We start from the raw sequence: 15,354 nt of genomic DNA on the forward strand, positions 1-15,354 counted from the left end.
ATGGACCGAGACAAAAAGCCCGATATGACGGTAGGTATGAAGGTCATGCTCTTGACCATGTTCAACTGCTGCATTGGGCTTTTTGTTGGACTTGCAGGTCTGATAGCTGATTGGGCTTTGGCCAAATCCATCGGAGCTGTTTCACTTGTCGTCGTACTCATAATTATCTGGGCCGCGCCTGAGCTTGTCGGCGACAAAATGATGGATCGCTTCCTTTACGGAAGAAAAAACAAATCAAGAGATGAAAAAGATGCTTGAGATCAAGAACCTGCACGCCCGTATCGCCGAAGACGGCACCGAAATCATCCGCGGCCTGAACCTCACCGTGAAGGCCGGCGAAGTCGCTGCCATCATGGGCCCGAATGGTTCCGGCAAGTCGACCCTGTCCTACATCCTCTCGGGCCGCGAGGACTACGAAGTCACCGAGGGCGACATCTTGTATAACGGCGAGAGCATTCTTGAACTCGACCCGGCAGAACGCGCCTCCAAGGGCATGTTCCTTGCCTTCCAGTACCCGGTGGAAATTCCGGGCGTCGCCACCATGCAGTTTCTGAAAGTGGCGATGAACGAACAGCGCAAGGCGCGTGGCGAAGAGGAACTGACGACACCGGAATTTTTGCGCCGCGTCAAGGAATCGGCGGGCGAACTGAAGATCAACATGGACATGCTGAAGCGTCCGCTGAACGTCGGTTTTTCCGGCGGCGAAAAGAAGCGCGCCGAAATCCTGCAGATGGCGCTGCTGCAGCCGCAGCTCTGCGTGCTCGACGAGACCGATTCCGGCCTCGATATCGACGCGCTGAAGATCGTGGCGGATGGCGTCAACGCGCTGAAGTCGCCGGACCGCGCTACGATCGTCATCACCCACTACCAGCGTCTGCTCGATTACATCGTGCCGGACAGCGTCCACGTTCTCTACAAGGGCCAGATTATCCGCTCCGGCGACAAGAACCTGGCGCTCGAGCTGGAAGCCAACGGTTACGCCGACATCATCGGCGCGGCAGCCTGATCGGCGGGAGGTTTTAAAAACAATGGATACCCAGACCCAACCCCGCTTGAGCGTGGCGGAAAGCGCGCTGATCGAGGCCTATGCATCGTCCTTCGGCGACATGCCGGGCAATGGCGCGGTGGCCAGCGCACGCGACCGCCTGCTCGATGACCTGAAGACGAGGGGGCTGCCCACCCGTCGGATCGAGGCCTGGCATTATACCGATCTCAAGGCTCTGCTGCGTGCGGTTCCGTCGGAAGCCAGTACAGCCGTCGTCGACGCGCGCGCGCCCTTTGTTGCGGGCTCGCCGGTCCTTGCGGCACTGCAGGGCAAGGTCGATGCCAAGGCAACGGTGGACGGCGTTGTCGTGGGCGCTTTTGCCGACATGCTGCGGGAAGGTACGGCAGCGCCGGGCCTTTCCGTCATCGATGCCGACGATGCCATCGGCCGCATCAACGGCAGCTTCGTGCGGGACGGTTATGTTTTGGAAGTGCCGGCCGGTACAAATCTGGAGACGCCGATCGAGATACAGGCGATCCATGGCGGCGGTCAGGTTCATACGCGCTTCCCTGTCAGCTTCGGCGCCAACAGCACGGCAACCGTGATCGAACGTCATGCGGCTGCCGGTGAAGGGGCGGCCTTCGTATCGTCGGTCAGCGATATCTCGCTGGAAGACGGCGCTGACGTCACCTGGGTCATCGTCCAGCAGCAGGGCGCGGATGACACGCATCTTGGCCAGATCCGCATTCGCGTTGGCGCCGACGCCAAGCTGAAACTCTTCGTCATCAATGCCGGCGGCAAGCTGGTGCGACAGGAATTGCGCATCGATGTGGCCGGCGAGAATGCCGAATTGACCCTGCGCGGCGTCAACCTTCTGGGTGGCGATACCCATACCGACGTGACGCTGGTGCTCGGACATAACGTGCCGCATACGAGTTCGACGGAAGTGTTCCGCAATGTCGTCTTCGATCGCGCCCGCGGCGTTTTCCAGGGCATGATCAAGGTCGCGCTCGACGCCCAGAAGACCGATGCAAAGATGTCGTGCAACACGCTGTTGCTGTCGGACGACGCCGATTTTTCGGCCAAGCCGGAACTCGAGATCTTTGCCGATGACGTGGTGTGCGGCCATGGTGCGACGGTTGCCGATATCGACGACAACCACCTCTATTACCTGAAGGCTCGCGGCATTCCGGAAAACAAGGCACGCGCCATGCTGGTCAACGCTTTCGTAGCCGAGATCGTCGAGGAACTGGAAGACGAAGCTCTGGTGGAAGCACTGGAAGGCATCATCTCCGTCTGGCTGGAAAGGCACGCCTGATATTCTCTCCATCGTCATGCTCGGCCTTGTGCCGAGCATCCACGACGGTAGAGCAGGGTGCGACGTGATTGGATCCTCGGGTCAAGCCCGAGGATGACGCGGAACAAGAGGGAGTGCTTGTTCCTGTATTAAGGCCTTCTGCACGGCTCCTTCGAAGGAGCACGAGATGAAAGGGTCTGCAATGGACCACACCACACAAGCCACTTACGACGTCGATGCCATCAGGCGGGATTTCCCGATCCTGTCGACCATGGTGCATGGCAAGCCGCTGATTTATCTGGACAACGGCGCTTCGGCCCAAAAACCACAATCGGTGATCGACGCAATCAGCCACGCTTATTCCAACGAATACGCCAATGTGCATCGCGGCCTGCATTTCCTTTCGAATGCGGCCACCGACGCCTACGAGGCCGCGCGAGAAAAGGTGCGCAGGTTTCTGAATGCCGGTTCGGTCGACGAGATTGTTTTCACCAAGAACTCGACCGAAGCGATCAACACGGTCGCTTACGGTTACGGCATGCCGAAGATCGGCGACGGCGACGAGATCGTCATTTCGATCATGGAGCATCACTCCAATATCGTGCCGTGGCATTTTATTCGCGAGCGCCAGGGAGCACAGCTGGTCTGGGTACCGGTGGATGACGAGGGTGCCTTTCATATCGAGGCGTTCGAAAAGTCGCTGACGGAGAAGACCAAGCTCGTCGCCATCACCCATATGTCGAATGCACTTGGCACGGTGGTTCCGATCAAGGAAATCTGCCGCATTGCCCATGAGCGCGGTATTCCGGTTCTGGTCGATGGTTCGCAGAGCGCCGTGCATATGCCGATCGACGTGCGCGACCTGGATTGCGACTGGTTCGTGATGACCGGCCACAAGCTCTACGGTCCGTCGGGCATCGGCGTGCTCTACGGCAAGACAGAGCGGCTGAAGGAGATGCGTCCGTTCATGGGCGGCGGCGAAATGATCGTCGATGTGGCCGAGGATTTCGTGACCTACAACGATCCGCCGCATCGTTTCGAAGCCGGAACGCCGCCGATCGTGCAGGCGATCGGACTGGGTTATGCGCTCGACTATATGGAAAAGATCGGCCGCGAGGCGATTTCACGTCATGAGGCGGACCTGACCGCCTATGCGACCGAGCGTCTGCAAGCGATCAATTCGCTTCGAATCATCGGCAATGCACCCGGCAAGGGCGCAATCTTTTCGTTCGAGCTGGCCGGGATCCATGCCCATGATGTTTCGATGGTGATCGACCGCCGTGGCGTGGCGGTGCGGGCAGGCACACATTGTGCCATGCCGCTGTTGAAACGCTTTGGCGTCACCTCCACATGTCGCGCATCGTTCGGCATGTATAATACACGCGCCGAAGTGGATGCGCTTGCCGATGCGCTCGACTATGCGCGCAGTTTCTTTGCCTGAGGATTTTTGAAGGCCATGGACCAAGACATACCAAAGTGGGATGCCCGTGAAGGCATCATCGAGTCCGCCATTCCGGCAGACGAGCTGGAACGCCTGTCGGACGATATCATCGCTGCGCTGAAAACCGTCTACGACCCGGAAATCCCGGCCGACATTTTTGAACTCGGCCTGATCTACAAGATCGACATTGAAGACGACCGCATGGTGAAGATCGCCATGACGCTGACGGCACCGGGTTGCCCGGTGGCCGGCGAAATGCCGGGCTGGGTGGAAAATGCGGTCGGCGCCGTCGAAGGTGTGTCCGGCGTCGAGGTCGAGATGACCTTTGATCCGCCATGGACACCGGAGCGCATGTCGGAAGAGGCGCAGGTGGCGGTCGGCTGGTATTGATCGGCTGGAGCGCTGAGACTACATTTGCCAAATCACCGGGCCTTGAACCCGGATGCGCAAGGAGAATGAGCCGATGGGCTTTGCAGTGATGACCATGACCGAGGCGGCGGCGGCGCGTGTCAACGCAATCGTTTCCAATTCCGGTCCGGATGCCAAGGGTATTCGCGTTGGGATCAAGAAAGGTGGCTGCGCCGGTATGGAATATACCGTCGACCTCGTGACTGAGCCGAACCCCAAGGACGATCTGATCGAGTTCTCCGGCGCGCGCGTATGGATCGAGCCTTCGGCCGTGCTCTACCTGCTCGGCACGCAGATGGATTTCGAGCAGACCCAGATGCGCTCCGGCTTTACCTTCGTCAACCCGAACCAGACGTCTGCCTGTGGCTGCGGCGAATCGGTCGAGTTGAAGGCGGCTGATCTCGCCGCTTTGGCAAAGAGCCGCGAAGGTCAGGCGTCAGCTGTCTGAGTAGACGGAAACTTCACCTCGCTCATCCTCGGGCTTGTGCACAGGATCTGCAACTCCCTGATATTTTTGGCGGGGTTAGAATCTAGGGAGAAGCCCTAGGATGACGAAGTCAGTAATCGGAACGTTTTTGATCAATCTGAGGGCCGTGAGGCCCTTTTTCTATTCGTGGCGCAGCGCTTCGATCGGGTTGAGCTGGGCGGCACGGCGGGCCGGAAAATAACCGAACACCATGCCGATCGCTGCCGAAAACGCGAAAGCGAGCGCGATGATCGTGGGGCTCGGCACAAATGGCACGCTCATGTAGGTCACGACGCCATAGGCCAGCGCCACGCCCGTCAGGATGCCCGTCGCGCCGCCGAAGACCGACAGCATGACCGCCTCCACCAGAAACTGGGTCAGCACCTGTCGTTCGACAGCGCCAATGGCCAACCGGATGCCGATTTCCCGAGTGCGCTCCGTGACCGACACGAGCATGATGTTCATGATGCCGATACCGCCGACGAGAAGGCTGACGGCAGCGACCGCGCCAAGTAGCCCGGTCAGGAGCACGGTCGTTCCCGTCATTGCCGAGGCGATCTGGGTCATGTCGTTGACGGAAAAGTCGTCGTCGCGGCCGATGGCGATGCGGCGGCGTTCGCGCAGCAGGTTTTGAACATCGGTCTGTACCTTGGTCGTCGAGACGCCGTCCTGCGCGGAAAGCGTAATCGAACTGATCGTCGTCGTGCCGCCGATGCGTCGCTGATGAAGTTTCAGCGGCATGATGACGGTGTCGTCCTGGTCGTCGCCCATGCCAGATTGGCCCTTGCTGGCGAGAACGCCGACGACGGGGCAGGCGACATTGCTGACCCGGATGGTCTGACCGACCGGGTTGGCGGATCCGAACAGTTCCTTGCGCAGGGTTTCACCGATGATGCAGGCCGCCTGGCTGCCGCGATCCTCGGTCGGTTCGAAGGTTCGGCCAAGCGCCATGTCCCAGTCCTGGGCGATCAGATAGTCGTTGGTCGTCCCGATGACGCTGGTGGAATGGTTCGCACCGCCGGCAATCACGGTAGCCGTGCCGCGATTGACCGGGGCGACGGCCCGCAGGCCACCGATCTGGCTGCGCATAGCCTCCACATCCGCATCAACGAACCTTTTCGCCTCCGAACTGGCGCGACCGGGTCCCCACTGTCCAGGACGCACGAACAGCGTATTGGTGCCGAGCCGCGACAATTCCTGGCGGACCTGTGCCGTCGTGCCATTGCCGATCGTGACCATGGCGATGACCGCCGCCACGCCGATGACAACGCCGAGCACGGTCAGGAAAGAGCGCAGGAGATTGCGGCTGATGGCTCGCCAGGCAAGCTTCGTCGTTTCAAGGAACATGGGCGGCGCCTCTTTCCTGCATCTCGTCGGCAACGAGCTGGCCGTCGGTAAAGCGCATCAGGCGCTTGGCGTAGGCGGCGATATCTTCTTCATGGGTCACCATAATAACGGTGATGCCGTGATCGCGGTTGAGACCGGTCAACAGATTGATGATTTCGATGCTGGTGCGCGTGTCGAGATTACCGGTCGGCTCGTCGGCCAGAAGCACGGCCGGGCTGGTAACGATGGCGCGCGCAATGGCGACCCGTTGCTGCTGGCCACCGGAAAGTTCCTGCGTCGTGTGGCCCTCGCGACCGGTCAAGCCCACCTGCGCAAGCGCGCGCATGGCAAGCGGACGTCGCTGGCGGGCATCCATGCCGCGGTAAACGAGCGGTAGCTCGACATTTTCAACCGCCGACGTGCGGGCGAGCAGGTTAAAACCCTGAAAGACGAAGCCGAGCATGTGACGGCGCAGCAGCGTCAGCTGCTCACGGCCGAAACCGGCAGTGGATACGCCCTGAAAAACGTAGTCGCCGGAGGATGGCGTATCGAGGCAGCCGAGAATGTTCATGGCCGTCGATTTGCCCGAACCGGACGGGCCCATGATGGCCACGAATTCGCCGGTGCGGATCGACAGATCGATATGGTCGAGCGCACGGATCGTCGCTTCCCCACGTCCGTAGAACTTCGAGACGTCCCTGAACTCTATAAGCGGATCGACTGTCATGCGCATTCAGCCATTGCGGGCGCTGGCGTCGGTAATGACGAGATCGCCTTCCTTCAGTTCTCCGGATTTGACCGCCGTGAACCGGCCGTCGGTGGCACCGGTCATCACGCGCACGCGTGCCGGCGCGCGGTCTCTCAGCACCCAGACGACACGGCTCCCATCTCCTTGAGCGGATGTATCGCCCTGACCGTTGCCGCGCGGTCGGCGGGGCGGGCTGAACAGGCGTGTCAGCGGGTTTCCTCCGCGCGCACTCTGCTGCACCGGCGGGGAGTAGCGCAGGGCAGCGTTGGGCACGAGCAGCGTGTCCTCAAGCGATTCGACCGTGATGTCCGCCGTGGCGGTCATGCCCGGGCGCAGCACCAGATCCGCATTGTCGACCGTCAGGATCGCCTTGTAGGTAACGACATTGTTGACGGTTTCGGAGGCGAAACGGACGCTTTCGATCCGGGCCGGAAATTTCCGGTTCGGATAAGCGTCGACGGAGAATGTTGCGTCCAGCCCCTCCCGGACCTGACCGACATCCGCCTCATCGACCGAGACCTGCAGTTCCATCCGCTTCAGGTCGCCGGCGATGGTGAAGAGAACCGGCGCGTTGAGCGAGGAAGCGACCGTGGCGCCGGGATCGACATCGCGGGTCAGGACGACACCGTCGATCGGTGAGATGACCTGAAGCTTGGACAGATTGACTTCGGCGAGGCGCAGGCTCGCCTCGGCGGAAAGGACCGAGGCTTCGTTGACTGATTTGGTGGCCTCAGCCGATTCGTAGGCGTAACGCGCAGAATCGAGATCCTGCTGGCTGGAGATCCGGCTGTTGACGAGATTGGTGAGACGGTCGAGCGATACTTTCGCGGACGCCAGTTCGGCATCCGCCTTCAACACATTGGCCCTTGCGGAAGCGAGCTGCGCACGTGCGCTTTGCACATCGGCTTCCTGTTTGTTGGTATCGAGCTCCAGCAGCACGTCACCGGCTTTCACGGCGCTGTTATAGGTGACGTTGACCTTGCGCACCGTGCCGGAGAGTTCGCTCGACACATCGACCTGATCGGTCGGTTGCACGGAACCGGTTGCGGTAACGACGACGTTTAGGGCTCCGGTCTTCAGTGCCTCGGTCGTGTATTCGTAACGCGGGCCGCTGCCGGCAAAATAACCGGAGGCTGCATATCCACCGCCTATGACGAGAAGCAGCGCGAAGGCCCAGACAAACCGGCGCGCGCCCCTTTTCCGTCCGCCCGCCTGAGCAAGGATGGCGGCAAGATCTGGGGTGGTGACGACCTTGTTAGCGGGGTCCGGCTTGTTGGCGATGTTCAACGCTCGTCTCCTTGTGGCCTTTTGCGCGCCGATACGACGTCCGTCGCCCAGGCGCAGGCCCGTTTTCGGCTATGGCTTTACACAGCTATGCGGCGAAACCTAATGAATTCTCGGTAAGAATCGGTCGCGCGACACGAGCCGGGAACTCGATGCATCCTTCCGACGATTTCTGCGTTGTCATCGCGCAAACGAAAAGGAGATCGTCATGATCAATGCAAGCGATATCAAGGAACATGCCGAAGTCATCGGTGCTGACGGCGCTCATGTGGGGACGGTCGATCGGATCGAAGGCGACCGAATCAAGCTGACGAAGAAGGATGCGGGGGAAGGCCAGCATGAGGGCCACCACCATTTCGTTTCACTCGGTCTGGTGGCCGAGGTCGAAGGCGATGTCGTGCGTCTTTCCGCCAATGGCGATGCCGCCGTCCTGTTCGAGGAAGAAGAAAACGGCAAATCCGTTCACTAAGTCCGGGACAGATGACATTTTTGCAGAAAACCCGGGTTGACCACCCGGGTTCGTCTGCCTATGTTCCGCCCACTTTCGAGGCGCCGCCAGACGCGCCTGTGGGAGAGCGTAGCTCAGCCGGTAGAGCAACTGACTTTTAATCAGTAGGTCCAGGGTTCGAACCCCTGCGCTCTCACCAAAAACCTCTGTAAAAGCAGATACTTACCGGCGAAATCGTTTCTTGGCAAAATTTCCGACTTCCGGCTTCGTCAGCCGGTTCTTCGATTGGCCCTCGTGGGCCGAAGTCTCGCTGGTGTACCCCACGCAAACTGCCGCGGAACGGAACTTGCCAAAAACTCGTTGTCCGACGCCGTCAATCTTGACGGGACGTTACGAGGAAACACAACAATGAGCATTTTCAGCAAGATCAAGGACGCCATCTGGGGACATGCACAGGCGGCGACGCCCGCCACGCCTGCGACCGCGACGCCATCGGCTTCCGCGCCTTCGACGGCTGGCGGCGAACCGTCGGTGACAAACTCGGCCCCGGTAGGGGGCACCGCGCCGGTGACGCCTGCGACCGCCGGCGCCTCTTCACCCGCTGTCGCGGCACCGGCACAAACGCCATCCGCCACGACCGCACAGACGCCATCTGCCACGACCGCGGGCACCCAGGTCGACATTGCTCCGATCCTCGATGCTGCCGTCAGCAAGAGCGGCCAGAAGCTCGACTGGAAGCACTCGATCGTCGATCTGATGAAGGCCCTCGGCATGGATGCGAGCCTTGCCGAACGCAAGGAACTGGCCACGGAACTTGGCTATGCCGGCGAGAAGGATGGTTCCGCCGAAATGAACACCTGGCTGCATAAGGCGCTCTTGAAGAAGCTTTCTGAAAACGGCGGAAAGGTCCCGGCCGAGCTCCTGGATTGAGGCTTAACCCTCTCCGACATTCCAAAACAAGCCCGCCTTTGTGCGGGCTTGTTGCGTTTGACACCAGCGACGCGCCGGACACGCTGCGAATGCGCGGTTGAACGCCGGCACTGCGCTTAGCTGGGGCTCATTCCGGGTCGGGCGCGGTCAGCAGCCGATTACGCAGAACGCCGGGCTGGCTTATGGGTTCATGCCCTCGGCTCTCCGTTCCCGATTCCACGTATTTTGGCGGGGCGGCACGCGCCGCAAAAGGTGATTGGCAAACGGACGTCACCGGGGCTAGGAAGACCTGAATTTCCGTTCTGGAGCCGATTGCGTGTCGATTGCCGAAATTTCCCTGATGAGCGCGCTGATCGCCGGCGCGCTGTCGTTTCTGTCACCTTGCGTTCTGCCGCTGGTGCCGCCCTATCTCTGTTACATGGCTGGCGTTTCGGTGGAGCAGTTTCGCGGCGGCAGCAGAGATGGACCGGTTGTCGTGCGGCCCGAAACCAAGCGGGCAATCCTGCTTTCGGCCTTCTTTTTCACGCTGGGTTTTGCAACCGTCTTCGTGGCGCTCGGGGCTGGCGCATCCTCGATCGGCGTTCTGCTGCGCCAGCATCTGGATGTCCTGTCAAAAATCGGGGGCGTGATCATCATCATCATGGGCCTCAATTTTCTGGGGCTTTTCCGGATCGGCATGCTGGCGCGCGAGGCGCGGTTCCAAAGCGGTGGCAAGCCGGCCACCTTGTCCGGCGCCTATGTCATGGGGCTCGCCTTCGCCTTCGGCTGGACGCCATGCATCGGTCCGATTCTGGGCACCATTCTGGGCGTCGCCGCCTCGCGGGACACGGTGGGCGAGGGGGCTGCGCTGCTCTCCGTCTATTCGCTCGGCCTTGCCGTGCCGTTCTGGATCGCCGCCGGCTTTTCCGGCGCCTTCATGCGTTTCCTCAGCCGTTTCCGCCGCCATCTCGGCACCGTGGAGAAGGTGATGGGTGGCTTGCTGGTTGCGACCGGTCTCGCCTTTCTGCTCGGCTTCATTTCCGACATGGCGATCTGGTTCCAGCAGACCTTCCCGATCCTCAGCCAGATCGGATAAACCGCGACCTCTCATGGTGCCTCGGTCACCATTCAGGCGCGCTTGCGCATCCATGACGGTTTGAACATGGTCATGAGATCACGCAGGCCGCGGCCGGGTTCCACGCCCTCGCGCATTAGCAGGTTTCGCAACGGACCGATGCCGGACAGGAGATGAAGACCGCCGGCCCGGACAAGCTGCATGGGCAGAAAGTCCGACAGAAGCGAGCGGTTGAGCAGATCGACACCGAAAGTACGGGTCATGATGTCAGGCCGGCGGCGGCGTTCGAAACGGTCGCCGGTATCGGCGGCAATGGCGCTGCCGTCGGCATTGCCGACAAGATCGGCCAGCGCCATCACATCGCGAAGAGAGAGGTTGAAGCCCTGAGCGCCGATCGGCGGGAAAGCATGGGCAGCCTCGCCGACCAGGGCGATGCGGCCGCGGCCGAACCGTTTCGCCATCAGGCCGGAAAGCGGCCAGCCCTGGGCGCCGGCTTCGACCTCGACCTTGCCGAGGATGGATTGCATGCGGCGCTCAACCTCCAGCGAAAGTTCGTCGAGCGGCAGGGCCATGAGGCGCGCGGCGGTTTGCGGCGTCACGACCCAGACGAGGCTCGAGCGGAGGCCGGGAAGGGGTACCTGGGTAAAGGGTCCGGTCTCGGTATGAAATTCCGTGGAGACATTGCCGTGCGGCAGTTCGTGCGCGAAATTGAGAACGACGGCCGACTGCGGATAGGCCCATTTGCGGATGTCGATACCCGCGCTATTGCGCAGGATCGAGTTGCGGCCATCGGCGCCGACGGCAAGGGCTGCCGTCAGGATCTCTCCATCGCCGAGCGTCAGCGTGACATGGTCGGCGGATGGTTCAGCCGTTTCAACCGTCGTGTCGCGACGCTCGATATTGGCTTCGGACGCGATCGCCCGTTCCAGAACCTCAGACAGCACACTGTTCGGAATATTGTAACCGAAAGCGGCAAGGCCGAGTTCGGCGGCGCGGAACTGGGCCGGGGGTGCGCGCAGCAGGCGCTGCGTGCCGTCGATGATCTGCATGGTCTTGAGGCCCGCCGCAGACGGTTCGATCTGGTGCCACAGGCCGAGACGGTCCATGAAACGGATGGACTGATCCATCAGCGCGGTCGTACGCTTGTCATCGCCGGACTTCGCCGGGCCAATCAGCGCGACCTTGCGACCGCTGCGGGCAAGAGCCAGCGCCGCCACGCTTCCAGCCAACCCGTGCCCAACGACGGCTATCTCGACATTACCCATGGCAGACCTCCTTGTTGCTTGCCCTCATCTAAGCTTTCGGTGGGCACTTATCCATAAGCGATTTTGACGCTTTGAAGCGGGCCGGCATCGAGGCGGTTGCAATGGCGCCGGATTGGCCGCATACCGCTCTCTTGACCAGATGAGTGGGGAAGACCTTTTGATCCGCCGCATTTTCAACTACCGCAAGGTTCCCTACGCGGAAATCCGCGCTTTCTCGGTTCACATTCTGACGGCATCCGGGTCGTTCTTCGCGTTTCTAGGCGTTGTCGCCGCATCCGAAAGCCGCTTCGTCGATATGTGGTGGTGGTTGGGCCTGGCGCTCTTCATCGATGGCATTGACGGTCCGATCGCGCGGAAGGTGCGCGTGCGCGAAGTGCTGCCCAACTGGTCGGGAGACATGCTCGACAATATCATCGACTATGTCACCTACGTTCTTCTACCCGCTTTTGCGCTCTACAAGAGCGGCATGATCGGCGAGCCCTGGTCGTTCGTGGCGGCAGGCATGATCGTGGTTTCCAGCGCCATCTACTATGCGGATACCGGCATGAAGACCGACGAGTATTTCTTCTCGGGCTTTCCGGTGGTCTGGAACATGGTGATCTTCACCCTGTTCGTGATCCAGCCAAGTGCCACGACCGCGATGATCATCGTTGCCGTCTCTGTATTCCTCACTTTCCTGCCGATCAATTTTCTGCATCCGGTGCGCGTCAGGCGGCTGCGACCGCTCAATCTGGCAATTTTCCTGGTCTGGTGTGTTTTGAGCGGTTACGCGCTGCTCCTGCATTTCGAAAGCCCGGCCTGGCTGGTCTGGGGCGTGGTCGTTACCGGCCTCTACCTTTACCTCATCGGCGGCGTGTTGCAGATGTTTCCCAAGCTCGGTGCGCAGGAATAGGTCTAAGCGCCTGCCGGTTTGCGGTTGTGCATGACTGAAAAAAGAGCTTGAATGTTTTTTAGGCGTTGATACGAAAACGTCTTCACGGAGCCACCGACTGCGCAGCGGATTTGATAACAACCGCCAGAGGTGGACGAGGGGAATCGAGTGGTTTCATCGCAGGATCAGGGAGAGCCATCGCTTCTTTCGGTTCGAGGGCTGAGCAAGCTTTTCGGCACATTCGCTGCCTGCGACGACGTCGATCTCGATATCGCGCCCGGCGAAATTCACGCTCTGCTGGGCGAAAACGGTGCCGGCAAATCCACGCTCGTCAAGATGCTGTTCGGTGTGTTGCAGCCCAGTATGGGTCATATTCTATGGCGCGGAAAACCGGTCGAGATCTCTTCGCCTGGCGAGGCAAGACACCTTGGCATCGGTATGGTCTTCCAACACTTTTCGCTTTTCGAGGCGTTGACTGTCGGCGAGAATATCGCGCTGTCGCTGGATCCGAAGATCCCGCTTTCGAGCATTTCCGAAAAAGCAGCGGCCTTGTCGCGAACCTATGGTCTGCCGCTCGACCCCGACATGCATGTCGCCGATCTTTCCGTCGGTGAACGCCAGCGGATCGAGATCGTCCGGGCTCTGCTGCAGAACCCGAAACTGATCATCCTCGATGAGCCGACTTCGGTGCTGACGCCGCAGGAGGCTGAGAGACTTTTCGAGACATTGATGAAGCTGAAGTCCGAGGGCTGTTCTGTTCTCTACATCAGTCATCGGCTGGACGAGGTGCGGCGGATCTGCGATCGGGCGACCGTGCTGCGGCACGGCAAGGTGACCGGGACATGCGATCCGAAACAGGAAACGCCGGCCTCCCTGGCACGCATGATGGTCGGCAGCGAGGTGGCCTCGGTACATCGCGAAGCGCTCGGGGCGACCGGCGACGCCTATCTCTCCGTCCTTGACATGTCTGTTGCGGGCCGCACGCCATTCGCGGTCTCGCTCAAGCACGTATCTATGACGGTGCGGGCCGGGGAGATCCTGGCGGTTGCCGGTGTGGCCGGCAATGGTCAAAGCGAACTCTTCGACGCGCTTTCGGGCGAATATCCGCTTGCCGACCATGAAGCGATCAAGATCCGCGGTCAGTCCGTGGGACGCACGAGCATCAATGGCCGGCGTCTGCTGGGGGCCGGTTTTGTGCCGGAGGAGCGGCATGGCCATGCGGCCGTCGCGCAGATGTCGCTCTCCGACAATCTGCTTCTCGCGCGTGCCCATTCCGACCGCAAGGCTTTTTTGGGCGGCGGTTCTGCAAGAATGATCCGCCATCGGGTCGTCAAGGCCGCGACGGCGCGCATCTGTCAGGCCATGGACGTGCGCAAAAGCGGGGAGGACCCGCCGGCGGCCTCGCTATCGGGGGGGAACCTTCAGAAATTCATCGTCGGACGCGAACTCGACCGGCAGCCTGCACTGCTCGTCGTCAATCAGCCGACCTGGGGCGTGGATGCCGGGGCAGCAAGCCGTATCCGGCAGGCCCTGATCGACCTTGCCAAATCCGGCTCGGCCGTCGTCGTTATCAGTCAGGATCTCGACGAGATTTTCGAGGTTGCCACCTCGATTGCCGTCATCTCCGAGGGCAGGCTGTCACAGGCCTATCCCGCCGACGAACTGTCGCTTGAGCGCATAGGCCTGATGATGGGCGGCATTCACGATTCCACACAGCATGGCGCGCAAGGCGGGGAGGCTGCGCATGCGCATTGAACTCGAGCGCCGGGCGCGCGCCTCCAACGCCTTTGCCGTCTTTTCTCCGTTCCTGGCGCTGGTGCTGACGCTGATTTTCGGCGGCCTGATGTTCTGGCTGATGGGCAAGGACCCCGTGGCCACGCTTTACGCTTTCTTCCTCGAACCGCTTCTGGACGTGTGGTCTCTGCACGAACTGGTCATCAAGGCGGCACCGCTGATCCTAATCGCGGTTGGACTGTCGATCTGTTACCGCTCCAACAACTGGAATATCGGCGCGGAAGGGCAGTTCACCATCGGCGCCATTACCGGCTCGATCCTGCCGGTTCTCGTGCCGGAATGGCAGTCGCCGCTGCTTTTGCCAACCATGCTCGTCACGGGAATGATTGGCGGCGCGCTGTATGCAGGCATTCCGGCGCTTTTAAAGACGCGCTTCAATACCAACGAGATCCTCACCAGCCTAATGCTGGTCTATATCGCGCAACTGTTTCTCGACTGGCTGGTGCGCGGTCCCTGGCGCGATCCGCAAGGCTATAATTTCCCAAAAACCATCAGCTTTGCGCCAGAAGCAATCCTGCCGGAACTGCTGGAATCTGGTCGCGCTCACTGGGCCGCGGTGTTTGCCATCGTCGCCGCCATCGCATTGTGGTTCATGATGCGCTTCATGCTGAAGGGTTTTGAGGTTTCGGTTCTTGGTCAGGCCGAACGGGCGGGGCGGTTTGCCGGGTTTTCCTCGAAAAAGATGGTGTGGTTTGCTCTGATGCTGTCGGGTGGCCTCGCCGGACTTGCGGGCATTTCCGAAGTCTCCGGCTCTATCGGCCACCTGCAGCCGTCGATTTCGCCGGGTTACGGTTTTACCGCCATAATCGTTGCCTTCCTTGGCCGTCTCAATCCGATCGGTATCGTAGCCTCGGGTCTGGTTCTGGCGCTGACCTATCTCGGCGGTGAGGCCGCGCAGCTCTCGATCGGCATTTCCGACAAGATTTCCAGGGTATTCCAGGGGCTTCTGCTGTTCTTCGTGCTCTCGTGCGATACGCTGATCCTCTACCGCATCCGGCTGGTGTTCTCCCCATCCAAGACAGAGGCGGACGCGTAAC

The 15,354-nt window shown here is 60.7% G+C and carries 16 protein-coding genes and 1 tRNA gene; 13 read left to right on the plus strand and 4 right to left on the minus strand.

Annotation, left to right across the window (positions count from 1 at the left end; genetic code table 11):
- The 6 genes from ACQKKX_RS18105 (at position 1) to sufA (ending at position 4,579) form a co-directional block, all read left to right on the plus strand.
- Positions 1-258 carry a hypothetical protein gene (locus ACQKKX_RS18105; RefSeq protein WP_427572621.1) on the plus strand — a complete coding sequence of 86 codons (258 nt, stop codon included), beginning with the start codon at positions 1-3 and terminating at the stop codon, positions 256-258.
- A complete protein-coding gene (sufC, locus tag ACQKKX_RS18110; RefSeq protein ID WP_427572701.1) occupies positions 251-1,006 on the plus strand; it encodes a Fe-S cluster assembly ATPase SufC in 756 nt (251 codons plus the stop codon). The genes ACQKKX_RS18105 and sufC overlap by 8 nt, the downstream gene beginning before the upstream one ends.
- Before the next feature lie 22 nt (positions 1,007-1,028).
- A complete protein-coding gene (gene sufD, locus ACQKKX_RS18115) occupies positions 1,029-2,303 on the plus strand; it encodes a Fe-S cluster assembly protein SufD (protein ID WP_427572623.1) in 1,275 nt (424 codons plus the stop codon).
- A gap of 181 nt (positions 2,304-2,484) precedes the next feature.
- Positions 2,485-3,723: a cysteine desulfurase gene (locus ACQKKX_RS18120; protein ID WP_427572703.1), complete on the plus strand. Its 1,239-nt coding sequence runs from the start codon at positions 2,485-2,487 to the stop codon at positions 3,721-3,723.
- Positions 3,724-3,738: 15 nt separating this feature from the next.
- A complete protein-coding gene (locus tag ACQKKX_RS18125) occupies positions 3,739-4,113 on the plus strand; it encodes an SUF system Fe-S cluster assembly protein (RefSeq protein ID WP_206825510.1) in 375 nt (124 codons plus the stop codon).
- A gap of 73 nt (positions 4,114-4,186) precedes the next feature.
- Positions 4,187-4,579, plus strand: a complete 393-nt coding sequence (gene sufA / locus ACQKKX_RS18130) for a Fe-S cluster assembly scaffold SufA (protein ID WP_427572624.1) — start codon at positions 4,187-4,189, stop codon at positions 4,577-4,579.
- A 159-nt stretch (positions 4,580-4,738) separates the two neighbouring features.
- Here the strand turns inward: sufA and ACQKKX_RS18135 are convergent, their stop codons facing one another.
- The 3 genes from ACQKKX_RS18135 to ACQKKX_RS18145 are packed head-to-tail and all read right to left on the minus strand — an operon-like array spanning position 4,739 to position 7,952.
- Positions 4,739-5,944 carry an ABC transporter permease gene (locus ACQKKX_RS18135; RefSeq protein WP_427572625.1) on the minus strand — a complete coding sequence of 402 codons (1,206 nt, stop codon included), beginning with the start codon at positions 5,942-5,944 and terminating at the stop codon, positions 4,739-4,741.
- Positions 5,934-6,650, minus strand: coding sequence for an ABC transporter ATP-binding protein (locus tag ACQKKX_RS18140; protein WP_427572627.1), 717 nt, complete (start codon positions 6,648-6,650; stop codon positions 5,934-5,936). The genes ACQKKX_RS18135 and ACQKKX_RS18140 overlap by 11 nt, the downstream gene beginning before the upstream one ends.
- A gap of 6 nt (positions 6,651-6,656) precedes the next feature.
- Positions 6,657-7,952, minus strand: coding sequence for an efflux RND transporter periplasmic adaptor subunit (locus ACQKKX_RS18145; protein ID WP_427572704.1), 1,296 nt, complete (start codon positions 7,950-7,952; stop codon positions 6,657-6,659).
- 211 nt (positions 7,953-8,163) lie between these two features.
- Here ACQKKX_RS18145 and ACQKKX_RS18150 point away from each other — a divergent pair, with 211 nt between their 5' ends.
- The 4 genes from ACQKKX_RS18150 (at position 8,164) to ACQKKX_RS18165 (ending at position 10,408) form a co-directional block, all read left to right on the plus strand.
- Positions 8,164-8,424 carry a DUF2171 domain-containing protein gene (locus ACQKKX_RS18150; RefSeq protein WP_427572629.1) on the plus strand — a complete coding sequence of 87 codons (261 nt, stop codon included), beginning with the start codon at positions 8,164-8,166 and terminating at the stop codon, positions 8,422-8,424.
- A 102-nt stretch (positions 8,425-8,526) separates the two neighbouring features.
- Positions 8,527-8,602: transfer RNA gene (locus ACQKKX_RS18155), tRNA-Lys, on the plus strand.
- A 209-nt stretch (positions 8,603-8,811) separates the two neighbouring features.
- Complete coding sequence (locus tag ACQKKX_RS18160) at positions 8,812-9,333, plus strand: DUF3597 domain-containing protein (RefSeq protein WP_427572631.1); 522 nt, start codon at positions 8,812-8,814, stop codon at positions 9,331-9,333.
- Positions 9,334-9,649: 316 nt separating this feature from the next.
- On the plus strand, positions 9,650-10,408 hold the full coding sequence (locus ACQKKX_RS18165; RefSeq protein WP_427572632.1) for a cytochrome c biogenesis CcdA family protein: 759 nt from the start codon (positions 9,650-9,652) through the stop codon (positions 10,406-10,408).
- 32 nt (positions 10,409-10,440) lie between these two features.
- On the opposite strand, the gene ACQKKX_RS18170 is transcribed toward ACQKKX_RS18165, so the two are convergent.
- Positions 10,441-11,652 (minus strand): UbiH/UbiF family hydroxylase, encoded by a 1,212-nt coding sequence (locus ACQKKX_RS18170; RefSeq protein ID WP_427572634.1) that lies wholly within the window; start codon positions 11,650-11,652, stop codon positions 10,441-10,443.
- A gap of 139 nt (positions 11,653-11,791) precedes the next feature.
- Here ACQKKX_RS18170 and pcsA point away from each other — a divergent pair, with 139 nt between their 5' ends.
- The 3 genes from pcsA to ACQKKX_RS18185 all read left to right on the plus strand — a co-directional run bounded on the left by pcsA (position 11,792) and on the right by ACQKKX_RS18185 (position 15,353).
- Positions 11,792-12,544 carry a phosphatidylcholine synthase gene (gene pcsA / locus ACQKKX_RS18175; protein WP_427572706.1) on the plus strand — a complete coding sequence of 251 codons (753 nt, stop codon included), beginning with the start codon at positions 11,792-11,794 and terminating at the stop codon, positions 12,542-12,544.
- 147 nt (positions 12,545-12,691) lie between these two features.
- Positions 12,692-14,278 carry an ABC transporter ATP-binding protein gene (locus ACQKKX_RS18180; RefSeq protein WP_427572635.1) on the plus strand — a complete coding sequence of 529 codons (1,587 nt, stop codon included), beginning with the start codon at positions 12,692-12,694 and terminating at the stop codon, positions 14,276-14,278.
- Entirely contained in the window at positions 14,268-15,353 is a 1,086-nt protein-coding gene (locus ACQKKX_RS18185; protein ID WP_427572637.1) for an ABC transporter permease, read from the plus strand. Before ACQKKX_RS18180 ends, ACQKKX_RS18185 begins: the two co-directional genes overlap by 11 nt.
- The last annotated feature ends 1 nt before the right edge of the window (position 15,354 follow it).

The organism is Neorhizobium sp. NPDC001467, assembly GCF_050275975.1.
Classification (GTDB): Bacteria; Pseudomonadota; Alphaproteobacteria; order Rhizobiales; family Rhizobiaceae; genus Neorhizobium.

Bases quoted from the DNA above. Each gene is read 5' to 3' on its own strand.
- sufC (WP_427572701.1), top strand. From the start codon at position 251: ATGCTTGAGATCAAGAACCTGCACGCCCGTATCGCCGAAGACGGCACC.
- ACQKKX_RS18160 (WP_427572631.1), top strand. From the start codon at position 8,812: ATGAGCATTTTCAGCAAGATCAAGGACGCCATCTGGGGACATGCACAG.
- ACQKKX_RS18120 (WP_427572703.1), top strand. From the start codon at position 2,485: ATGGACCACACCACACAAGCCACTTACGACGTCGATGCCATCAGGCGG.
- sufD (WP_427572623.1), top strand. From the start codon at position 1,029: ATGGATACCCAGACCCAACCCCGCTTGAGCGTGGCGGAAAGCGCGCTG.
- ACQKKX_RS18125 (WP_206825510.1), top strand. From the start codon at position 3,739: ATGGACCAAGACATACCAAAGTGGGATGCCCGTGAAGGCATCATCGAG.
- ACQKKX_RS18185 (WP_427572637.1), top strand. From the start codon at position 14,268: ATGCGCATTGAACTCGAGCGCCGGGCGCGCGCCTCCAACGCCTTTGCC.
- sufA (WP_427572624.1), top strand. From the start codon at position 4,187: ATGGGCTTTGCAGTGATGACCATGACCGAGGCGGCGGCGGCGCGTGTC.
- ACQKKX_RS18135 (WP_427572625.1), bottom strand. From the start codon at position 5,944: ATGTTCCTTGAAACGACGAAGCTTGCCTGGCGAGCCATCAGCCGCAAT.
- pcsA (WP_427572706.1), top strand. From the start codon at position 11,792: ATGAGTGGGGAAGACCTTTTGATCCGCCGCATTTTCAACTACCGCAAG.
- ACQKKX_RS18140 (WP_427572627.1), bottom strand. From the start codon at position 6,650: ATGACAGTCGATCCGCTTATAGAGTTCAGGGACGTCTCGAAGTTCTAC.
- ACQKKX_RS18105 (WP_427572621.1), top strand. From the start codon at position 1: ATGGACCGAGACAAAAAGCCCGATATGACGGTAGGTATGAAGGTCATG.
- ACQKKX_RS18150 (WP_427572629.1), top strand. From the start codon at position 8,164: ATGATCAATGCAAGCGATATCAAGGAACATGCCGAAGTCATCGGTGCT.
- ACQKKX_RS18170 (WP_427572634.1), bottom strand. From the start codon at position 11,652: ATGGGTAATGTCGAGATAGCCGTCGTTGGGCACGGGTTGGCTGGAAGC.